Here is a 20986-nt window from a genome sequence, read left to right as displayed (position 1 = left end):
GAGAGCGCGCATAAAAAAAGTGGCAACCGCGTCAACGGTTGCCACTTTTTTGCACGGCGTGATTACTGGCCGTAAACGTCAAAGTCGAAGTACTTGTCTTGCACTTGCTTGTACTTGCCGTTGGCGCGGATTTCGGTGATGGCGGTGTTGAATTTGTCTGCCAGCTCGGCATCGCCCTTGCGCACAGCAATACCGGCGCCGCCGCCGAAGTACTTGGCGTCTTCGTAGGTCGGGCCGACGAAAGCGAAACCTTTACCGGCGTCGGTTTTCAGGAAACCGTCGTCCAGGTTGACCGAGTCGGCCAGCAGCGCGTCAACGCGGCCAGAGACCATGTCCAGGTTGGCTTCCTGCTGGGAGCCGTAGCGAACCAGCTCGATACCGGCCGGCACCAGCACTTCAGTGGCGAAGCGGTCGTGGGTACTGGCGCGCAGCACACCGACTTTCTTGCCTTTGAGTTCGGTCAGCGGATCCTTGATGTCGGTGCCGGCCTTCATCACGAAGCGCGCCGGGGTGTGGTAGTACTTGATGGTGAAATCGACGTTCTTTTTGCGATCGTCAGTGATGGTCATGGACGACAGGATCGCGTCGATTTTCTTCACTTTCAGTGCCGGGATCAGGCCGTCGAACTCTTGCTCGACCCAGGTGCACTTCACTTTCATCTGCTCGCACAGCGCGTCGCCGATATCGACGTCGAAACCGGTGAGTTTGCCATCAGGGGTTTTCATCGAGAATGGCGGGTAACCGGCTTCGATGCCGATGCGGATCGGCTTGGCGTCATCGGCCACAGCGGTCAGGGACAACATCGACAGTGCCAGGGCACCAAACATCACTAGCTTCTTCATTTATAACTCCTGTGTGCGGAGACTTTTATTGGCAGCTTTCGAATGACTTTCGGTCGGTGACGATCGAAGTGGCCGGCAGTCTAGAGCGGCTTTCAGCGAGCAGATTGTGTTTAAGCGACAAATACTTATAAAAAAGTGGCCCGCTAATTCAAAGCCCTTGAAGCGTGCGCCAAGGCGGTGCAAGGACTGTAGGACACGCCCTTTTTTCAGACAAAACCTACACGCAAAAACTACAAGAGAGTACCGATGCCGACTTTGAATCTGATCCAGCACCACCCCGCCGAAGGTCCTGGCGCCATTGCCGGTTGGGCAGCGTCCCGAGGGGTGACGCTGAACGTCTTTCGCGCCGACCTCGGCCAGTTACCGCCGGTGAGTGCGGCGCCTGTGATTGTGTTGGGTGGGCCTTATGAATCCAGTGCCGGGCCAGCGTGGCTGGAAGCGGAACGGCAGTGGCTGGAGGCAAGCCTGGATCAGGGCGCGGCGGTGTTTGCGATTTGCCTGGGGGCGCAGTTGCTTGCGCTGAGTCTGGGTGGGAAAGTGCGGCGGATGGATCGAACCGAAACCGGCTGGACCACCGTGACGTTCGTCGATGGTCAGACGCTGAAGGTGCTGGAGTGGCACGAAGACGCGATCGACTTGCCGCCCGATGCGCAGTTGCTGGCCAGCAGTGCTCAATGTGAACAGCAGATGTACCGCGTGGGACCGACGCGGGTGGGATTGCAGTTTCATCCGGAGTGGAATGCGGCGTCGGTGGCGATGCTTAATGAGCACTTCGCCGAGGAATCACCGCTGCCTCGGGGGCAACAGGACAGCGCCGCCTATGCAGCTGTGAATGAATGGTTGCAGGCGGAGCTGGATGGGTGGTGGGCGGCGTCCTCGAACATTCGCTGAACTTCAGGGTTGATGGGTTTCTGTGGCGAGGGAGCTTGCTCCCGTTGGGTTGCGCAGCAACCCCAGAATATCGGCAACTGTCGAAGATTTTGGGAGCGCTGCGCACTCCAGCGGGAGCAAGCTCCCTCGCCACAATTGTTCAGTGTTGTCCGAACGTCAGCATTCACATCCAATGACGGTGGTGGCTGACCGATGCACCGCAACACTCAACGCCAACCCCTCATCCAGCCACCCGGTCACGCCGCCGATCATCTCCTTCACCGGGTAACCCAGCGCCGCCAGTTTCACCGCCGCCTTGTGCACACCGTTACAGTGTGGCCCGGCGCAATAGACCACGAACAAGGTGGAGGTCGGGTAGTCCGCCAGGCCCTCGGCGGTGAGCAGGCGTCCCGGAATGTTGATCGCACCCGGCACATGCCCGCGTTCGAACGCCAACGGTCCGCGCACGTCCACCAGAACAAAATCCACATCGCCGGCCTGTTGGCTGCCGTACACGTCGGAGCAATCGGTTTCATAAGTCAAACGGTTGCTGAAGTGCATCAGGGCGATGGCCGAAGGGGCTGCGGGAATGGCGCGGACAAGGCTGGTCATGGGCTGTACTCCAAAGTCTTGAGTGGGTGTGAGAAGACTTTATCCGCCCACCACTTGAGGCTACAGTGGCGCACAAGACACTCACCGGGAACTTTCCGCCAAATGCAGCCTAACCCTGGATTGGTCGCGATTCTGGCCTACGACGGCCTCTGTACCTTCGAATTCGGCATTGCCGTGGAGATCTTTGGCCTGGCGCGGCCGGAGTTCCAATTCCCTTGGTATGAGCATCGTATCGTGGCGGTGGATCAGGGCCTGATGCGCGCCATGGGTGGTATTCAGGTCCTGGCCGATGGCGGCATGGAACTGCTCGAAGACGCCCGCACCATCATCATTCCCGGTTGGCGCGACCGCAGCGCGCCGGTGCCGGAACACTTGCTCGCCGCCCTGCGCCAGGCCCATGCGCGGGGTGCGCGGTTGCTGTCGATCTGCTCCGGCGTGTTTGTGCTGGCGGCGACCGGCCTGCTGGACGGTCACGGCGCCACCACGCATTGGCGCTACACCGCTGAGTTGGCCGACCGTTTTCCGAATATTCTGGTGGACCCGGACGTGCTCTACGTCGATTCCGGTCAGTTGATCACCTCGGCCGGCAGTGCGGCAGGTATCGACGCGTGCCTGCACCTGGTGGCGCGGGATTTCGGCACCCAAGTGGCCAATTCGGTGGCGCGGCGCCTGGTGATGTCGCCGCAACGCACCGGCGGACAGGCGCAGTTTATTCCTACGCCCGTCAGTCCAACGCCGCGCAGCGATTTGTCCCGCGTCATGCAGTGGGCACGGGAGCGCTTGCACGAACCGCTGGAGGTTCGCGAACTGGCGAGTGAGGCGGCGATGAGTGAACGGACGTTCCTGCGCCGGTTTACCGAAGCCACTGGCATGCCGCCCAAGGCGTGGTTGCAGCATGAGCGGCTGGCGCGGGCGAGGGAGTTGCTGGAGAGCACTAATCAGAACACCGACCAGATTGCCGACCAGTGTGGTTATCGCTCGGTGGAGAGTTTTCGGGTGGCGTTTCGAGGGGTGGTGGGTGTGCCGCCTTCGGTGTATCGGGAGCGGTTTGGGCGCGAGGTCAAAGCAATAATCTGAGGTGAGTTTTAGGGCCCCATCGCGAGCAGGCTCGCTCCCACAGGGATTTGTGTAAACACTGAAGATCCAATGTGGGAGCGAGCCTGCTCGCGATGACGTCAGCCCAGACACCACCTACCTCAAGGTTTACGCAACAAATAGGTATCCATAATCCACCCATTAGCCACTCGCGCCGCCTTGCGCACCCGCTCAATCTCATCCGCCACGTCCTTGAGCTTGCCGCGGATCAAAATCTCATCCGGCGTCCCCAAATACGCCCCCCAGTAAATATCGGTCTCCTGATCCGCCACTTGATGGTAGGAATCCTCGGCATCGAGCATCACCACCAGGCTGTCGGCATCGCTCACCTGCCCCGCCGCCAGCCGTCGGCCGGTGGTGATTTCAATCGAGCGGCCGATGCGATTCAGCGGCACCTTGTGCTGCGCCGCCAGTGCCTGAACGCTGGTGATGCCGGGGATCACTTCATACTCGAACGCACAGCGGCCCGACGCCAGGATTGCCTGCAAAATCCGCAGGGTGCTGTCGTACAACGCCGGATCGCCCCACACCAGAAAACCGCCGCACTGATCGTCGGAGATTTCCTCATTGATCAATCGCTCGAAGGTTTGCTGCTTGGCGAGATTCAGATCTTCGACACTGGTCTTGTAGTCCACATCCCCGCGTTCGCGCTCCGGGCTGTGGGCTTCGACGAAGCGGAAGTCATGATCGGTGATGTAGCGTTCGCAGATCTCACGGCGCAGGTCGATCAGCTTGTCTTTGCTCTGGCCCTTGTCCATCAGGAAAAACACATCGACGAGGTTCAGCGCCTTTACGGCCTGCATCGTGATGTAGTCAGGGTTGCCGGCGCCGATGCCGATGACCAGAAGCTTTTTCATCAAATGACTCCTTCAAGCAAACGCAGGCGCCAGCGGCCGGTGAAGCGCAACTCGATGGCCGACAACGGTTCGACGTCGATCAGGTTGAACGCCACAGCCTGCAACACCTGCGTCAGTGCGGCGCGAATGACAAAGGGATGGGTGATGGCAAGGATATGCCCCGGTGTTGTCTCAAGGGACTTGAGCCACTGCGCCACGCGCTCGCCCAGTTGTGCGACCGACTCACCACCATGGGGCGCCGAGGTCGGGTCGTCGAGCCAGGCCTGCAGAGCCTCGGGTTCGGACTTTTGCAGGTCATCGATCCGCGCGCCCTTCCACCGTCCGAAGTCGCAATCCCTCAAGGCCGAGACGATTTCAACATCATTGCCAAACAACTCGGCCGTCTGCTGCGTGCGTAACTCCGGACCACAGAGCAACCGTGGCGCCCCCTCGAACTGGCGGCTCCGCGAACCCTTCGCCGATTGCCTATAAAATTCCAACGGCTCATTCGTAGGAAAACTCGCCAATTTTTGTGCGACGGTTCGAGCGTGGCACATCAGGGTCAAACGGGTTGCCTGCACGGATTATCACCCTGTCGACGAAATGGAAAACGGCACGATGCCGCAAATAATCACGCAATTGTGCCGCAAGACGCTTGATCCAGGGCGTTTCGTTTGAATCAGCAACGACGGGGCGCGGACTCATTTAACCGTTGAAATTCAGCAATCTCTGACACCCTTGCGGGCGATGGACTACAAGGCCGGTCGACTTCCGTGTAGCCCCCAGCGCACGGGCTTTTCGCCTCATTTTTGACGCTGGAAAAACCATGGAAAAATTCACTAGACATGTAGCATGCGCTACATAAATACTGTTTTAGCAATTTATGAAACAAAACCGACATACCCATCCAGCAGGAGCCCGGATGCCCTCTCTCAGAGACCTGATCACCGATCCCGGCCTGGACCTTACACCGTCGGAACGCAAAGTCATTCGTGCCTTGCTGGACCAGTACCCGCGTAACGGACTGGGGCCGATGTCACGTTTGGCCGAACATGCCGGTGTCAGCGACCCCACCATCGTGCGATTGGTAAAAAAACTGGGTTTCAGCGGTTACGCCGATTTTCAGGATGCCTTGCTCAGCGACATGGACCACCGCCTCCGGTCCCCCAGCGCTCTGTTGCAGCTTCGTTCTCACCTTCAGAAAGGCGACGCATGGAGTCATTACCTGGCGGGCACCCATCGGGCGCTGGTGGATACCCACGCGCTGACCCAACCCGAAGATGTGCGGATTCTGGTGGAATGGCTGCTCGACACCCGCCATCAGGTTCATTGCTTCGGCGGACGCTTCAGCAGTTTCCTCGCCAGTTATCTGCTCAACCATTTGCGCCTGCTGCGCCCAGGCTGTTTCGCCCTGGAAGACAACGCGCAACTGCCGGACCGGCTGTTCGACGTGCAGCGCCAGGACGTGGTGCTGGTGTTCGACTATCGCCGCTACCAATCACAGGCCCTGCGCGTGGCCAATGCGGCGAAAAGCCGATATGCCCGCGTGGTGTTGTTCACGGACATCTATGCTTCACCGCTGCGGGAAATGGCCGACCTGATTATCAGTGCGCCGGTGGAATCGGTGTCGGCCTTCGACAGCATGGTCCCGGCGCTGGCCCAGATCGAGGCGCTGATTGCCTGCCTGACCCTGCGCAGTCCGGAGCTGGCCGATCGCCTGGAAGGCATCGATGCCCTGCGGACCGACTTCGACACCCACCTGCTGGAGGATAAATAAGGATGTTCACGCTCCCCCACCACTCGCCCCGGGACTTGCCGTTCACTGCCGATCACACCGCGCTGTTGCTGGTGGACATGCAGCGTGCCTGGCTCGAACCGCAGTTCGATCCGCACCTCAACGGACCGGACGGCGAATACTTCCTGACCCGCACCCACATGCAGGTGGTGCCCAATCAACGTCGGCTGCTCAGTGCCTTTCGCAGCGCGCGACAAAACGTGCTGCACACGATCATCGAAAGCCTGACCGCCGATGGGCGCGACCGCTCGCTGGACCACAAACTCTCGGACATGCACTTGCCCAAGGGCAGTACGCAGGCGCGGATCATCGACGACCTGACACCGACAGAAAACGAAATGGTCCTGCCCAAGACCTCCTCCGGGGTGTTCAACTCCACCAACATTGACTACGTGCTGCGCAACCTTGAAACGCGGCACCTGATCATCGCCGGCATCGTCACCGACCAGTGCGTGGACATGGCCGTGCGTGACGCCGCGGACCGTGGCTACCTGGTGACGCTGGTGGAGGATGCCTGTGCGACCTACACGCCGCAGCGTCATCAAGCCTGCCTGAACGCGATCAAGGGTTACTGCTGGATCACCGACACCCAGACCGTGCTCGGCCGGTTGCAGGAGATGCAGCCATGAGCGAACGCCTGGCGCCGCTGCCCATGACCACCATCGTCACCACCGACCTGATCGGCGTGACCCGCGGTCGCTCGTTCCCGACGGACGAACTCGAACACTATCGGGCAGCGGGCTGCGGCTGGGTGCCGGCCAACAGCGCCCTGACCCCGCAAGACATCATCGCCTCCACCAACCCGTGGGGCGCTTATGGCGACTTGCGCCTGATTCCCGACCTGAGCAGCCGGGTGACGGTCAACAATGGCCCGGACACCACGGCCCCGGCGCTGGACTTCATCCACGGCGACATCAACGAAACCGATGGCCGCCCGTGGGGGGCCTGTCCGCGAACGTTGTTGCGCAATGAAGTGGAGCGTTATCGCGCCGAACTGGGCTTGCAGGTCAACGCCGCGTTCGAACATGAATTCAACCTGAGCAGCGACGCGGCCGATCAACTGGCGTTCTCCCTTGAGGCCCAGCGTCAGGGCGCCGAGTTTGGTGGCTGGCTGCTCAGCGCCCTGCGTGCCGGCGGCGTCGAACCGGAAATGTTCCTGCCTGAATACGGCAAGCATCAATACGAAATCACCTGCCGCCCCGCCCTCGGTGTGGCGGCGGCGGACCGCGCGGTGAACGTGCGCGAGATCACCCGCGAAATCGCCCGGCAGATGGGCCTGGACGTGAGCTTTGCGCCCAAGACCTCCGAGCATGCCGTGTGCAACGGCGTCCATCTGCATGTCAGCCTGCTGGACCTGGACGGCCAGCCGCTGTTGTACGACGCCGGCACCCTCAATGGCCTCTCGACCCTCGGCCAGCACTGGGCCGCCGGCATCCTGCATTACTTGCCGGCGCTGTGCGCGTTCACCGCGCCGACACCGGTGTCCTACGAGCGTTTGCAGCCGCATCACTGGAGCGCCTCCTACGCCTGCCTCGGCCAGCGCAACCGCGAAGCGGCGCTGCGGATCTGCCCGACGGTGAGCCTGGGCGGCAAATCCGTGGCGGCGCAATACAACCTGGAATTTCGCGCCATGGACGCCACGGCCTCGCCGCACCTGGCCATGGCCGCACTGCTGATCGCCGGTCGCCTGGGCATCGAGCAACGCCTGGCCTTGAACGCGATCACCGATGAAGTCCCTGATTCCCTGAATGAAGAACAACGCCACGCCCGAGGCATCGTCGCCCTGCCCGCTTCTCTTGCCCAGGCGCTCGAGTGCCTGCGCAACAGCGAGGCGCTGATAGAAGCCCTGCCGAGCGCGTTGATGGACACCTACTTCGCCCTTAAAACCGAGGAACTGACGCTGACGGAACAGCTGTCGCCCGCCGAACGCTGTGAGCACTATGCACGCCTGTACTGAATCCGCTGAACTCGGTCTTTTTACCAAGCCCGCGTACACCCTGAGCCGCGAAGACTCAGAGCACCCATTGATTCTGGTGTGTGAACACGCCAGTCGTTTTATCCCGGCCGGGCTAAATGACCTGGGCCTGAGTCACGACGCGGCGCGCGAGCATATCGCCTGGGACATTGGCGCACTGGCACTGGCTGAGGGTTTGTCCCAAGCTCTGGGTGCAACGCTGCTGGCGGCCAATTACTCACGGCTGTTGATTGACCTCAACCGCCCGCGCCATGCCCCGGACAGCATCCCGTCGCAGAGCGAGATTTATCAGATACCGGGTAACCGGGATCTGGACGAGGCCACGCGTGAGTACCGCCGCGAATGCCTGTTCAAACCGTTTCATGCCCGGCTGCAAACCTTGATCGACCAGCGTGTCGCACTAGGGCGGCCGGTTCGGGTCGTCGGCATTCACAGCTTCACCCCGGTTTACCACGGCCAGCCGCGCGCGCTCGAAGTCGGCGTGCTGTTTCGTGCAGCCGAAGGTTACGCCCAACGCGTTATTGACGGGTTGAGCCAGCACCCCTTGAAGGTCGCCGGCAATGAACCGTACAAAATCAACCCGCTGGGCGACATGACGGTGCCGGTGCACGGCGATGCACGGGGGCTGGAATCGGTGTTGATCGAAGTGCGCAACGATCTGCTGCGCACACCTGAAAACGTCAGTCGCTGGACAGGTTTCCTTTCACCACTGTTGTAAGAAAATCGCGTCAAACTCGCAGCTTGCAGCTGCATTGATCCCAAGGAGTAGGGCTTCATGGAAATAGAAGAATTCGGCTACAAGCAAGAGTTGAAACGTAGCCTGTCGCTGACCGACCTGGTGGTGTACGGGATGATCTTCATGATCCCCATCGCCCCGTTCGGCGTGTACGGTTACGTCAACGCCGAAGCCCCAGGGATGGTGCCGCTGGCCTACATCATCGGCATGGTCGCGATGCTGTTCACGGCCCTGAGTTACGGCAGCATGGCACGGGCCTTTCCGATTGCCGGCTCGGTTTATTCCTACGCGCAACGCGGCCTCAACCCCCATGTCGGGTTTATCGCCGGTTGGCTGATGCTGCTCGATTACCTGCTGATTCCGCCGCTGCTTTACGTGTACGCGGCCATGGCGCTGAATCACCTGTACCCGGACATTCCCAAAGTCGGCTTCATCCTGGCGTTTCTGGTCAGCGCGACCTTCGTCAACCTCCGGGGCATCACGTTCACCGCACGCATGAACATTGTCTTTCTGCTGGCGCAACTGGTGGTTCTGGGGATCTTCCTGTTCTACGCCTGGAATGCGCTGCACAGCGGCGGCGGCAACGGTCAGCTGACCCTGGCGCCGCTGTATAACCCCGACACCTTCAACTTCGCCCTGCTGATGCAAGCCGTGTCGATTGCGGTGCTGTCCTTCCTCGGCTTCGATGCGATCTCCACCCTCGCCGAAGAAATCAAGGGCGACCCGGGCCGCAGCGTCGGCAAGGCTGCGCTGATCACCTTGTTGGTGATGGGCGTGATCTTCGTCGTGCAGACCTGGATTGCCACTGACCTGGCGGCCGGCATGGGTTTCACCTCCGCCGACACCGCGTTCTATGAAATCGCCGAAATAGCCGCCGGCAGTTGGCTGGCAACCCTGACCGGCGTGGCCACGGCCCTGGCCTGGGGTGTAGCGGTCGCCATTACTTCACAAGCGGCGGTATCTCGCCTGCTGTTCGGCATGGCGCGGGACGGCAAACTGCCAAAAGTGCTGGCCAGGGTTCACCCGAAACACAACACCCCTTACCTGAGCATTTATCTGGTGGCCGTGCTGTCGCTGGTGATCTGCTACCTGTTCATCAACTCGGTGGACACCCTCACCTCGCTGGTGAACTTCGGCGCGTTGAGCGGTTTCATGTTGCTTCACCTGACCGTCATCAATTATTACTGGCGCCGGCAGAAGTCCGGCCAGGTGATCCGTCACCTGATCTGCCCGGTGATTGGCTTCATCATCGTCGCGGCCATCATGTACAACATGGGCGTCGATGCACAAAAACTTGGCCTGATCTGGATTGCCTTGGGCCTGGTGTACCTGTTTTTCCTCAACAAGCTGGGCGCCAGCACGGCGTTGCCCGACCCGAGCAACGGCTGACAAGAAAAAGAGCGGCGTCTGACAACAAATCAGGCGACCGCCGATTTAACGCGTGGAAACCGACAGTGATAGTCAGGTTCGGCACACACCGCCGAACCCTTTGATACAGGAGTACATCCATGCTGGTCTTACGCCCAGTCGAGTTAACCGACCTGCCCCAGTTGCAGCAACTGGCGCGCGACAGTTTGGTCGGTGTCACGTCCTTGCCGGACGACACGGAACGCCTGCGGTTGAGGATTCTCGACTCCTGCGCCTCGTTCGAGAACGACGTTGAGGTTCATGGCCCGGAGAACTATTTCTTCGTGCTGGAGGATCTCGCGACCCGGCGTCTGGTGGGGTGCTCGGAAATCCTTGCCACCGCAGGGTTCAATGAACCGTTCTATAGCTTGCGCAACCGTCACTTCACCAGCGCTTCCCGAGAGCTGAACATCGAGCACGGTGTGCCGGCGCTGTCGTTGTGCCAGGACCTCAGCGGCCACACATTGCTGCGGGGCTTTCATATCGACACGGCGCTGGTGCGCACACGGTTTTCAGAGCTGCTGTCCCGGGCGCGCCTGTTGTTCATTGCCGCCCATTCACAGCGCTTTGCCGAAGCGGTGATCACCGAGATCGTCGGTTACAGCAACGATGAAGGGCAATCACCGTTCTGGGATGCACTGGGCAAGCACTTCTTCGACCTGCCCTACGCCGAGGCCGAGCGACTCTGCGGTCTGGAGAGCCGGACCTTCCTCGCCGAACTGATGCCGCAATACCCGATTTACGTGCCGATGCTGCCCCAGGCTGCACAGGATTGCATCGGCCGGATCCACCCCGATGGCCAGGAGGCCTTCGATATTCTTGAGCGCGAGGGATTTGAAACCAACAGCTACATCGACCTGTTCGACGCTGGCCCGACGCTGTATGCGCGCAACTCGAACATCCTCTCCATCGCCCAAAGCCAGACCGCCATGGTGCAACTGGCTTCGCCCATCGATACGCGCGGCAGTTATCTGGTGAGCAACGATGCGCTCAAGGACTATCGCGCCATCGTCGCCGACTTGAATGTACAGACCGGGCAACCGGTGGGGTTGAGCACCGAGATGTGCGCCGCCCTGAATGTCACTGATGGCAGCCCGATCCGGCTGATTGCCCTGTGAGCATCACCCGGCCCCGTGCCCAACGACAGCGCCCGGACGGGCGTGAAGAAGGAGCTGCATCATGATTGTCCGCCCGGTTCGCATCACCGACCTGCCCGCCTTGATGGATCTGGTGCAACAGGCCGGCCCCGGGTTCACCACCCTGCCGGCCAACGAAGAACGCCTGACGCACCGGGTGCGCTGGGCCCAGCGGACTTTCGCCGAGCAAGTCGAGCGTGCGGATGCCGACTACCTGTTCGTGCTGGAAGATGACGATCAGCAAGTGGTCGGCATCAGTGCGCTGGCCGGCGCCGTTGGCCTGCGTGAACCCTGGTACAACTATCGGGTCGGGCTGACGGTCAGTTCGTCGCCGGACCTGGGTATTCAGCGACAGATTCCGACGCTGTTCCTGAACAACGAAATGACCGGCCAATCGGAAATCTGCTCGCTGTTTCTGCGTCCCGATCAACGCCATGGCAGTAATGGTCGGTTGCTGTCCCTGGGGCGCCTGCTGTTCGTTGCCGAGTTTCCGCACCTGTTCGGCGACAAGCTGATCGCCGAACTGCGCGGCAGCGCCGACGAACAGGGCTGTTCACCGTTCTGGGACAGCCTGGGACGACACTTCTTCAAGATGGATTTCAGCCACGCCGATCACCTGTCGGAGCTGGGCAGCAAATCGTTCATCGCCGAATTGATGCCACGCCAGCCGCTCTACACCTGCCTGCTCACGGAACAGGCCCAGGCCGTCATCGGCAAGGCACACCCGAACACGGAACCGGCGCTGAAGATTCTCAAGGCCGAAGGTTTTGTTCATCAGGGCTACATCGACATCTTCGACGCAGGCCCGGTGATCGAAGCCCCGATCGCGAAAATCCGCACCGTACGCGACAGCCAACCGCTGGTATTGGCCATCGGCACGCCTGACGAGCAGGCCCCTGTGTGGCTGATCCACAACCGCCGCCTGGAAAACTGCCGCATCACCACCGCCCAGGCCAGGTTGGTGGGCAATAGCCTGGTCGTCGACCGACTTACCGCCAAACGCCTGCAGCTGCAACCGGGTAATTCTGTGAGAGCGGTGCCGCTGCCCAGTCAACAGCGGCAGGCTGTTGCGGCCTGATCAGATCCTGAATCCTCACCACCCTGTGGCGAGGGAGCTTGCTCCCGCCGGGCTGCGAAGCGGCCCCAAAACCAGCCTCCACTTTTTTTCAGACACACCGCGCTCAGCTGTTTACGACTGCTGCGCAGCCGAACGGGAGCAAGCTCCCTCGCCACAGGAAGGGTGTCATCTTCTCTGTGCAAAATTCGTCATCATCTTCCCCTCGTCCGCGTGATAGCCTTTTGTTCCTTCGGCGTTGACACCTTTGCTCAAGCCTTTCCATTCCTTTGTATTGGTGGAACTCATATGTCCAGGCTTTCTCATCAAGATTTGCGCCGTAATTTCCGCGAGCTGTTTGCTTCCAACGCCTGCTACCACACGGCGTCGGTCTTCGACCCGATGTCGGCCCGCATTGCGGCTGACCTGGGGTTTGAAGTGGGTATCCTCGGTGGTTCCGTCGCCTCGTTGCAGGTGCTGGGCGCCCCCGACTTTGCCTTGATCACCCTCAGCGAATTCGCCGAACAGGCCACACGCATCGGCCGTGTCGCCCAATTACCGGTTATCGCCGACGCTGATCACGGCTACGGCAACGCCCTCAACGTGATGCGCACCATCGTCGAACTGGAACGCGCCGGCATCGCCGCGCTGACCATCGAAGACACCCTGCTGCCCGCGCAATTCGGGCGCAAATCCACCGACCTGATCGGGGTGGCGGAAGGCGTCGGCAAGATTCGCGCGGCACTGGAAGCCCGGGTCGACTCGGAAATGGCGATCATTGCGCGAACCAACGCCGGGATCCTGCCAGTTCAGGAAGTCATCAGCCGTACCTGCCATTACCAGCAGGCCGGTGCGGACGGGATTTGCATGGTGGGCGTGCGGGACTTCGATCACCTCGAACAGATTGCCGAACACCTGACCGTACCGCTGATGCTGGTGACTTACGGCAACCCGGCGCTGCGCGACGACAAACGCCTGGCTGAACTGGGCGTGCGGGTGACCATTGACGGTCACGGCGCTTACTTCGCGGCGATCAAAGCGACTTACGACAGCTTGCGTGAGCAACGGCAGATCTTTACCCAGGCATCGGATTTGAGCGCTACCGAGCTGACTCACACGTATACGCAGCCTGAGGAATACATCCGTTGGGCGGAAGAGTTTATGAGTGTGAAGGAATAACCGCTCAGAGCGTTTGAAGGTGTTAACCGACCTGACGCCATCGCGAGCAGGCTCGCTCCCACAGAGGTTTTTTAGTGAACGCATGATTTGCGGACACCTGCAATCCCTGTGGGAGCGAGCCTGCTCGCGATGGCGACAGTTCATTCAACATCATTGCAAGCTGACCCACCGCTTTCGCGAGCAAGCCTGCTGCCACAAGGGGATTTGTACGTGACTTCAGACCGGATCGAGCAGTTCGTGTTGGGGCTGGCCGTCGACGCGGCAGATGACGCGGTTGCGGCCGGTGCTCTTGGCTTCGTAGAGCGCCTGGTCGGCGTCGTTGAGCCACAGGGTGGCGTCGGTGTGGGCCGGGTTGAACGCGGCCAGGCCAATGCTCAGGCTGACTTTCAGTGCCGGGTCCTGTTCGTAGCCCAGGGTGGCGAAGCGATCACGCAAGGCGTCCATGGCAGCCGCCGCGCTGTTGAGGGGGAAGTCCGGGAGGAGCACGCAGAATTCGTCACCGCCATAACGCCCCGCCACATCAGTCGCCCGCAGGTTCTGCTTGAGCATTTTGCTCAGCTGCCGCAGCACGATGTCCCCGGCGACGTGGCCGTAGGTGTCATTGATGATTTTGAAATGGTCGATGTCGATCAACGCAATCGCCCCGCCCTGCTGCTGGCGTTGGCAGCGCTGGAATTCAACTTCGAGTTGGTCTTTCCAGGCGCCATGATTCAGCAGGCCGGTGAGGCTGTCGGTTCGGCTCAAGGCCAGCAGTTCGCGTTTGTGCCGGCCAAGGGTGGTGGCCTGGCGAAAGCAGATCCAGCCCAGCGCCAGTGGATACAGAATCAACAAGGGTAAACAGGCGTACAGCTGCAACGGACTGGTTTGCGCGAAGACGACCGGTGTGAAAATCAGCATGCCGACACCGATCCCGAGCATCTGCGCGGCCGTGCCCACCAGCAGGAAACGCAATCCGCCGATCGCCACGTTGTTCATGGCCATCATGGACAGCGTCGCCGCGCTCGGCAGCGGGTTGAAGTGCATGACGGCAACCCAGAAGCCGCCGAGAAAGGCATCGACCAGGATGTTGCGATGTTCGGCGTGAAAGGGCACCTTCGCCCGACGCGCCCATTGATAGGCAACGTGCGGCCAGACAACGCCATTGAACAGCATCAGCCCCCAAACCCAAGGCGCCGGGTTGAGTGGATACATCGCCGCGCCCACGCACAACAGCCCCAAGGCCAGACCCAGGGTTCGCGATGTATAGAGCCTCCTGGCCAGTGAAAGTCCTTTTCCTCCCGATTTCCCCATAGGTGCCTCTGAGCCACAGAACGGAACCTGACAACACAAGGGTTGCGGGTGTGCTGGGAGTCTATCAGGGCAACGTTAAATAGCCATCACCGGCGGGCAGCCTGAATAGACGCAGTTCCGTAGGCGCGAGCGGGCGGCGATCCGGCTTGCCCGCGAAGCTTTTGGCGGCTTTGAGGGCCTCTTCGCGGGCAAGCCCGCTCCCACAGGTTATGTGTGCACTGTTTGGGCTATACATGAAGGGAGGATTGGATAAACCACGATAAAAAAGGAGGCCCATGCAGACCTTTCAAGTGTTGATCATCGGCAGCGGTTTTGGCGGTCAGTGCGCGGCGATCAATTTGCTCAAGGCAGGCATCGACGATTTTCGCCTGCTGGAACGACGGGACTTCTTTGGCGGCACCTGGTGCCAGAACACCTACCCCGGCGCGGCCGTCGATGTGCCCTCGCCGCTCTATTCACTGTCCTTCGCCCCGTACCGCTGGACGCAAATGTTCGCCGAACAGGCTGAACTGCACCACTACACCCAGTACGTGGTGGAGCATTTCGGCCTTCGGGACAAGGTCGAACTGCAAGCCAATGTCGAACGCATCGAGTGGGACGCCGACGGCCAACGCTGGGCGGTGCACACCGGCGCCAAAGGCACGTTTTACGCGCAGTTCCTGATCAATGCGACGGGGCCGCTGAGCCAACCCGTCGTCCCACACTTTGAAGGCCAGGAACGCTTTCAGGGCAAGACTTTTCACACAAACAACTGGGATCACACCTTCGACTATCATCACAAACGCGTTGCCATCGTCGGCAGCGGCGCCAGTGCGGCGCAGGTGATTCCGGCCATTGCCCCCGACGTCGAGCACTTGCATGTGTTCCAGCGCACGCCGCACTGGGTATTGCCACGCGCCGACCGCACCTTCGGACCTTTCCAGCGTTGGCTGCTGGGCCTCAAACCGGCTTACAAACTGCTGCGCTGGATGCTCTATTGGCAGTTTGAGACCCGGGTCATCGCCTTCAAATACTCAAAACCTGCGATCCGCATGGTCCAGCAACACGCCCTGCGCTTCCTCAAACGCCAGGTGCCCGACCCCGAATTACGCCGAAAACTGACACCGGACTTCACCATCGGCTGCAAGCGAGTGATTGTCTCAAGCACCCTTTACCCGGCGCTCGGCCGCAGCAACGTGACGTTGCACAGTCGCGAACAGGGCATCGCCTCCATCGACGAAACCGGCATCGTTACCCAGGACGGTCAGCACATCGACCTGGACCTGATCGTCTGGTCCACCGGTTACGACGCCACCGACGGGGCGATTTCCTACCCGGTCACCGGCAAAAACGGCACCCGACTCAAAGACGTCTGGGCCCAGTACCCGCGGGCCTATCTGGGCACCAGCCTGCCGGACTTTCCCAACCTGTTTATCGTCACCGGGCCCAACACCGGCATCGGCCACACCTCGGCGCTGTTCATCATCGAATCGCAGATGAATTACATCCTCGACTGCATCCGCACGCTGAAAGAACAGGGTTTGCGCAGCATCGAAGTACGCCCCGAGGCAGAACGTACCTACACTGAGATGATCCACCGCGAAATGGAGCGCACCGTGTGGAAGTCCGGGGGCTGCCACAGTTGGTATCAAAGCAAGAGCGGTCATGTGATCGCGATGTTTCCGGGGTTCAGTTTCAGCTATCACCGGTTGACCCGGGCACTGAAACCCGCTGACCACATTTTGTCCTGAACACGTAAAAGGAAGATGCCTGATGCTTGTGTTGGTTGTCCTTATCGCGGTTTTTGTAGCCTGGAGCTGGCTGAGTTACCCGGCCATCGGTTACTGGCTCTATGACCTGAGTATGGCTATGGAAGCCAAGCTGTATCGGCTGCACAAGATCGTCGTGCCGATCACGGAAATGACCGTCTCGACCTGGCAAGGCGGGCCGTACGAAGCGTCCAGCAGTGTGTTGATGCTGCACGGCTACAGTGCCGACAAAAACATCTGGCTGCGCTTCGCCCGGCACTTTGTCGGCAACTATCGGGTGATCATCCCTGATATCGCCGGCCATGGCGAAACCGGGTTCAAGGCCGGTGGCGGCTACGATATTCCTCTGCAGGCCAAGCGGATGATCCAGCTGCTGGACGTTTGCGGAGTCGAGAAAGTCCATGTGATCGGCAACTCGATGGGCGGCTACATCGCGGCGTGGCTGGCGGCGACTTACCCGGAGCGGATTGCCTCCGTCGCCCTGATTGACCCGGCCGGCGTCACTTCTCCCGAGCCCAGCGACCTCGAGCGCCATTTGGCCAAGGGGCACAACCCGTTTTTGATTCACTCTCGGGAAGAATTCCGGCGCTTCTATGCCATGACCATGGCCGAGCCGCCGTGGGTGCCCGGCGTGGTGCTGGACGCTATTGCGCAGCGCTATGAACAGAGTCGCGATGATCTGGAAGAAATCTTCAACGACTTCCGTGCCAGCCCGCCGATGGAGCCCAAACTGCCCGACATCAAGTGCCCGGCGCTATTGCTGTGGGGGCACAAGGACCGCCTGATCGACGTCAGCAGCGTGGCCGTCTGGAGTAAAGGCATCGCTGATTTACGCGTGGACATCTGGGACCACATTGGCCATATGCCGATGGTCGAACAACCGGCCAATACCGCACGGTTGTACCGGGAATTCCTGGGATCGCTGCGCTCGGAAAGCCGTTCTCACCAGTAACCCCCGGTTGGTGTAGCAGCTGTCGAGCCTGCGAGGCTGCGTTCGGCTGCGAAGCAGGCGTAAATCCTGAATGCACGGTATTACTGATACTGCGCGGTGCCTGATTTTACGACTGCTGCGCAGCCGAACGCAGCCTCGCGCTGCTCGGCAGCTGCTACAAGGCCGGTTCTGCGTCAGTCCTTGGCAGAATGAAGTCCGTCAGAAACTTCGTTTGTCGGCGTTGCAGAAGGCTGCGATCTTTTCCCACATCCTTCACGTCACCCGCGCCAGGAATTCTTTCATGAGCCACCCAAGCTTCGTCAGCCCTGACCTGATCCGCCAACGCTTCTCCAAAGCGATGTCCGACATGTACCGCGAAGAAGTGCCGCTGTACGGCGCGCTGATGAAGTTGGTGGAGCAGACCAACCGTCACGTGCTGGACAGCGATCCGCAGGTGACCCGCCAGCTGAACAGCACCGGCGAAATCGAGCGGCTGGACCTGGAGCGTCACGGCGCGATCCGCGTCGGCACCGCTGACGAACTGGCCACCCTCGCCCGACTGTTCGCGGTGATGGGCATGCAACCCGTCGGCTATTACGACCTGACCCCGGCCGGCGTGCCGGTACACTCCACCGCGTTCCGCGCCGTGCACGAAGCGGCTTTGCAAGTCAGCCCGTTCCGGGTGTTCACCTCACTGCTGCGTCTGGAACTGATCGAAGACCTGGAACTGCGAGCCTTCGCCCAGTCGGTGCTGTATAAGCGTCAGATATTCACCCCGACTGCCCTTGCACTGATCGACCGCGCTGAAACCGAGGGCGGTCTGACCGAACAAAGTGCCCAGGACTTCGTCGATCAGGCACTGGAAACCTTTCGTTGGCACCACAGCGCAACCGTCACCGCCGAGCAGTACCAGAAACTCAGTGCGCAGCATCGACTGATCGCCGACGTGGTGGCGTTCAAGGGCCCGCACATCAATCACCTGACGCCGCGCACGCTGGACATCGACATCGTCCAGGCGCAAATGCCCGCCCACGGCATCACGCCCAAAGCCGTCATCGAAGGGCCACCCCGCCGCCAGTGCCCGATCCTGCTGCGCCAGACCAGTTTCAAGGCGCTCGATGAGCCGATTGCCTTCACCGATCAAGCCGAGACTCGCGGCAGCCACAGCGCCCGCTTTGGTGAAATCGAACAGCGCGGCGCAGCGCTCACGCCAAAAGGCCGGGCGCTTTATGACCGTTTGCTCAACGCTGCCCGTGATGAATTGAAGGACTTCCCTAACGAGGCCAATGCCGAACGTTACAACGCGCTGATGGCTCAGCACTTCAGCGAATTCCCTGACACCTACGAAGGCATGCGCCAACAGGAACTGGCGTACTTTCGCTACTTCCTCACGGAAAAAGGCCTGGCGGCGGACGAGCTGAAATCGTTGCCGCTGGAAGCGTTGCTCAGTGGCGGCTATTTGCGGGTTGAACCGTTGGTGTATGAGGATTTTCTGCCGGTCAGTGCGGCGGGGATTTTCCAGTCGAACCTGGGGGATGCGGCGCAGGTCAATTATGGCGTGCATTCGAACCAGCAGGCGTTTGAAAAGGCACTGGGGCGGCCGACCATTGACGAGTTGGGACTGTATGCCGAGACGCAGCGACGCTCGATCGAGCAGTGTTTTGCCGCGTTGCCCCCCTCTATCTAAGGCGTGACACGGACTTGTAGCAGCTGCCGAGCCCGCGAGGCTGCGTTCGGCTGCGAAGCAGTCGTAATACCTGAGATTGCGGTTTTCCTGAAACACCGCATCGCCTGATTTCACGACTGCTGCGCAGCCGAACGCTGCCTCGCGCTGCTCGACAGCTGCTACAGGTCCGGCGGTTAGGCTAGTTTTGCCAACAACGCCTCAGCCGCAGCCTCAGACGACGCCGGATTCTGCCCGGTGATCAGCAAACCATCGGTGAGCACATAACTCGCCCAATCCGCGCCCTTGGAATACTCACCGCCCTTCTCCTTCAGCATGTCCTCCACCAGAAACGGCACGACCTTCGTCAGCTGCACCGCCTCTTCCTCAGAATTGGTGAAACCCGTGACTCGCTTGCCTTTGACCAATGGCTGGCCATCCGCACCTTTGACATCACGCAACACACCCGGCGCATGGCAGACCGCCGCGACCGGTTTGCCTGCCTTGATAAACGCCTCGATCAGCGAGATCGAATAGCTGTCTTCAGCCAGGTCCCACAGCGGACCATGACCGCCGGGATAAAACACGGCGTCGTAATCGTCGGGTCTTACGGTACTCAGCACCGACGTGGACGCCAGCGCTGACTGGGCCGCGGGGTCTTTGCGAAAGCGTTCAGTAGCGGCGGTTTGCGCGTCCGGCTCGTCGCTTTTCGGGTCCAGCGGCGGCTGGCCACCCATGGGCGAGACCAGGGTCAGTTGAACGCCGGCGTCCTTGAAGGCGAAGTACGGTGCGGCGAATTCTTCCAGCCAGAAGCCGGTTTTCTTACCCGTGTTACCCAATTGATCGTGGGACGTTAAAACCATCAGGATTTTCATGTCGTGCTCACTCCACTTCGGGGTTGTCGGGCGCTCGACGGCGCTGTTTTTATGGACCACTCGGCCAGTCGATTCGTTGCACCGGATGCCAGGGGTCTTTGAGTGATGGCGCAAAGCCTTGCTGCGCAAGAAGTTGCGCACTGCTTGGATTAAAAGGTCCTTGCGAGGCGCTGATCGCCCGGCCTGTCAGGCCCTCCAGCCGAGTGCGCAAGTTCTTGCGCAGTGCTGCGCAAGAACTTGCGCATATTCAGGCGACAGCGCTTCTAGAAATATTCGCGGCCCTTTAAAACAAGCCTCAACACCTTGATTTACATGGCCTTCACCATTTCTGGCACGGACCTTGATAACAGTCAGGCACCCACCGGGCGATACCGCCTCCCGGGCACCCTCACTATATTCAGCAAGGAGCACATCCATGGCTACTCCAGCGTACATGTCCGTCACTGGCGAAAAACAAGGTCTGATCACTGCCGGCGCATTCACCGCCGACTCGGTTGGCAACACTTATCAAGAAGGTCACGAAGACCAGGTCATGGTTCAGGCTTTCAGCCACGACGTGATCATTCCGCGTGACCCACAGTCCGGCCAACCAACCGGTCAGCGCGTTCACAAGCCAGTTGTGATCACCAAGGTCTACGACAAGGCTTCGCCACTGCTGCAAGCCGCTCTGACTTCCGGCGAGCGCATGAGCGAGATCGTTATCCAGTGGTACCGCACTTCGGCTCAAGGTACCCAAGAGCACTACTACACCACCAAACTGGAAGACGCGATCATCGTCGCCATCAACAACAAAATGCACAACTGCCAGGATCCGTCGAACTCCCACTTCACGCACCTGGAAGAAGTGCAGTTCACCTACCGCAAAATCACCTGGACCCACGAAGTATCCGGTACTTCGGGTTCCGATGACTGGCGTCTGCCGGTCGCCTGAGTCAGGCCGAC

Annotated in this window: 20 protein-coding genes; 14 read left to right on the top strand and 6 right to left on the bottom strand. The window is 60.5% G+C overall.

The genetic code is table 11. The annotated features are described in order from the left end of the window. Positions 1-62: 62 nt before the first annotated feature. The gene (locus ACA070_RS11635; RefSeq protein ID WP_497451231.1) at positions 63-842 is read right to left on the bottom strand and encodes an ABC transporter substrate-binding protein; all 780 of its coding nucleotides are present in this window, start codon (positions 840-842) and stop codon (positions 63-65) included. A 246-nt stretch (positions 843-1088) separates the two neighbouring features. Between ACA070_RS11635 and ACA070_RS11630 the strand changes: the two genes are divergently transcribed. Next, a complete protein-coding gene (locus tag ACA070_RS11630) occupies positions 1089-1733 on the top strand; it encodes a type 1 glutamine amidotransferase (protein ID WP_497451230.1) in 645 nt (214 codons plus the stop codon). Between the two features lie 156 nt (positions 1734-1889). Here the strand turns inward: ACA070_RS11630 and ACA070_RS11625 are convergent, their stop codons facing one another. Beyond that, positions 1890-2324: a rhodanese-like domain-containing protein gene (locus tag ACA070_RS11625; RefSeq protein WP_497451229.1), complete on the bottom strand. Its 435-nt coding sequence runs from the start codon at positions 2322-2324 to the stop codon at positions 1890-1892. Positions 2325-2426: 102 nt separating this feature from the next. Between ACA070_RS11625 and ftrA the strand changes: the two genes are divergently transcribed. Further along, complete coding sequence (gene ftrA, locus ACA070_RS11620; RefSeq protein ID WP_497451228.1) at positions 2427-3401, top strand: transcriptional regulator FtrA; 975 nt, start codon at positions 2427-2429, stop codon at positions 3399-3401. A 119-nt stretch (positions 3402-3520) separates the two neighbouring features. On the opposite strand, the gene cobF is transcribed toward ftrA, so the two are convergent. Both cobF and ACA070_RS11610 read right to left on the bottom strand, forming a co-directional pair. Beyond that, a complete protein-coding gene (gene cobF, locus ACA070_RS11615; protein WP_497451227.1) occupies positions 3521-4276 on the bottom strand; it encodes a precorrin-6A synthase (deacetylating) in 756 nt (251 codons plus the stop codon). After that, positions 4276-4836, bottom strand: a complete 561-nt coding sequence (locus ACA070_RS11610; protein ID WP_497451226.1) for a histidine phosphatase family protein — start codon at positions 4834-4836, stop codon at positions 4276-4278. Before ACA070_RS11610 ends, cobF begins: the two co-directional genes overlap by 1 nt. A gap of 341 nt (positions 4837-5177) precedes the next feature. Here ACA070_RS11610 and ACA070_RS11605 point away from each other — a divergent pair, with 341 nt between their 5' ends. From ACA070_RS11605 to ACA070_RS11570, 8 genes are all read left to right on the top strand, one after another. After that, on the top strand, positions 5178-6032 hold the full coding sequence (locus ACA070_RS11605) for a MurR/RpiR family transcriptional regulator (RefSeq protein ID WP_497451225.1): 855 nt from the start codon (positions 5178-5180) through the stop codon (positions 6030-6032). 2 nt (positions 6033-6034) lie between these two features. Then, positions 6035-6679 carry a cysteine hydrolase family protein gene (locus tag ACA070_RS11600; RefSeq protein ID WP_497451224.1) on the top strand — a complete coding sequence of 215 codons (645 nt, stop codon included), beginning with the start codon at positions 6035-6037 and terminating at the stop codon, positions 6677-6679. Then, on the top strand, positions 6676-8007 hold the full coding sequence (locus ACA070_RS11595; protein ID WP_497451223.1) for a glutamine synthetase family protein: 1332 nt from the start codon (positions 6676-6678) through the stop codon (positions 8005-8007). Before ACA070_RS11600 ends, ACA070_RS11595 begins: the two co-directional genes overlap by 4 nt. Further along, positions 7991-8743, top strand: coding sequence for an N-formylglutamate amidohydrolase (locus ACA070_RS11590; protein ID WP_497451222.1), 753 nt, complete (start codon positions 7991-7993; stop codon positions 8741-8743). Before ACA070_RS11595 ends, ACA070_RS11590 begins: the two co-directional genes overlap by 17 nt. A gap of 57 nt (positions 8744-8800) precedes the next feature. Then, on the top strand, positions 8801-10150 hold the full coding sequence (locus ACA070_RS11585; RefSeq protein ID WP_462026687.1) for an APC family permease: 1350 nt from the start codon (positions 8801-8803) through the stop codon (positions 10148-10150). A 119-nt stretch (positions 10151-10269) separates the two neighbouring features. Next, positions 10270-11286, top strand: a complete 1017-nt coding sequence (locus ACA070_RS11580) for an arginine N-succinyltransferase (RefSeq protein WP_497451221.1) — start codon at positions 10270-10272, stop codon at positions 11284-11286. Between the two features lie 61 nt (positions 11287-11347). Then, the gene (gene astA, locus ACA070_RS11575) at positions 11348-12382 is read left to right on the top strand and encodes an arginine N-succinyltransferase (protein WP_497451220.1); all 1035 of its coding nucleotides are present in this window, start codon (positions 11348-11350) and stop codon (positions 12380-12382) included. A 285-nt stretch (positions 12383-12667) separates the two neighbouring features. Beyond that, entirely contained in the window at positions 12668-13537 is an 870-nt protein-coding gene (locus ACA070_RS11570) for an isocitrate lyase/PEP mutase family protein (RefSeq protein WP_094471765.1), read from the top strand. Positions 13538-13753: 216 nt separating this feature from the next. On the opposite strand, the gene ACA070_RS11565 is transcribed toward ACA070_RS11570, so the two are convergent. Beyond that, positions 13754-14827 carry a diguanylate cyclase gene (locus ACA070_RS11565; RefSeq protein WP_497451219.1) on the bottom strand — a complete coding sequence of 358 codons (1074 nt, stop codon included), beginning with the start codon at positions 14825-14827 and terminating at the stop codon, positions 13754-13756. A 275-nt stretch (positions 14828-15102) separates the two neighbouring features. Between ACA070_RS11565 and ACA070_RS11560 the strand changes: the two genes are divergently transcribed. The 3 genes from ACA070_RS11560 to hglS all read left to right on the top strand — a co-directional run bounded on the left by ACA070_RS11560 (position 15103) and on the right by hglS (position 19193). After that, positions 15103-16557, top strand: coding sequence for a flavin-containing monooxygenase (locus ACA070_RS11560; protein WP_497451218.1), 1455 nt, complete (start codon positions 15103-15105; stop codon positions 16555-16557). A 22-nt stretch (positions 16558-16579) separates the two neighbouring features. Further along, a complete protein-coding gene (locus tag ACA070_RS11555; protein WP_497451217.1) occupies positions 16580-17527 on the top strand; it encodes an alpha/beta fold hydrolase in 948 nt (315 codons plus the stop codon). Positions 17528-17807: 280 nt separating this feature from the next. After that, positions 17808-19193: a 2-oxoadipate dioxygenase/decarboxylase HglS gene (gene hglS, locus ACA070_RS11550; RefSeq protein ID WP_497451216.1), complete on the top strand. Its 1386-nt coding sequence runs from the start codon at positions 17808-17810 to the stop codon at positions 19191-19193. A gap of 173 nt (positions 19194-19366) precedes the next feature. Here hglS and ACA070_RS11545 read toward each other — a convergent pair whose 3' ends face one another. Beyond that, positions 19367-20044, bottom strand: a complete 678-nt coding sequence (locus ACA070_RS11545) for a type 1 glutamine amidotransferase domain-containing protein (protein ID WP_497451215.1) — start codon at positions 20042-20044, stop codon at positions 19367-19369. A gap of 415 nt (positions 20045-20459) precedes the next feature. Here ACA070_RS11545 and ACA070_RS11540 point away from each other — a divergent pair, with 415 nt between their 5' ends. Further along, on the top strand, positions 20460-20975 hold the full coding sequence (locus tag ACA070_RS11540) for an Hcp family type VI secretion system effector (RefSeq protein ID WP_033058787.1): 516 nt from the start codon (positions 20460-20462) through the stop codon (positions 20973-20975). Positions 20976-20986 lie beyond the last annotated feature (11 nt).

It is taken from the genome of Pseudomonas sp. LBUM1678 (genome assembly GCF_059695575.1).
The sequence above is the reverse complement of the archived record's forward strand: the minus strand, read 5'-3'. Positions and strand labels throughout refer to the sequence as shown.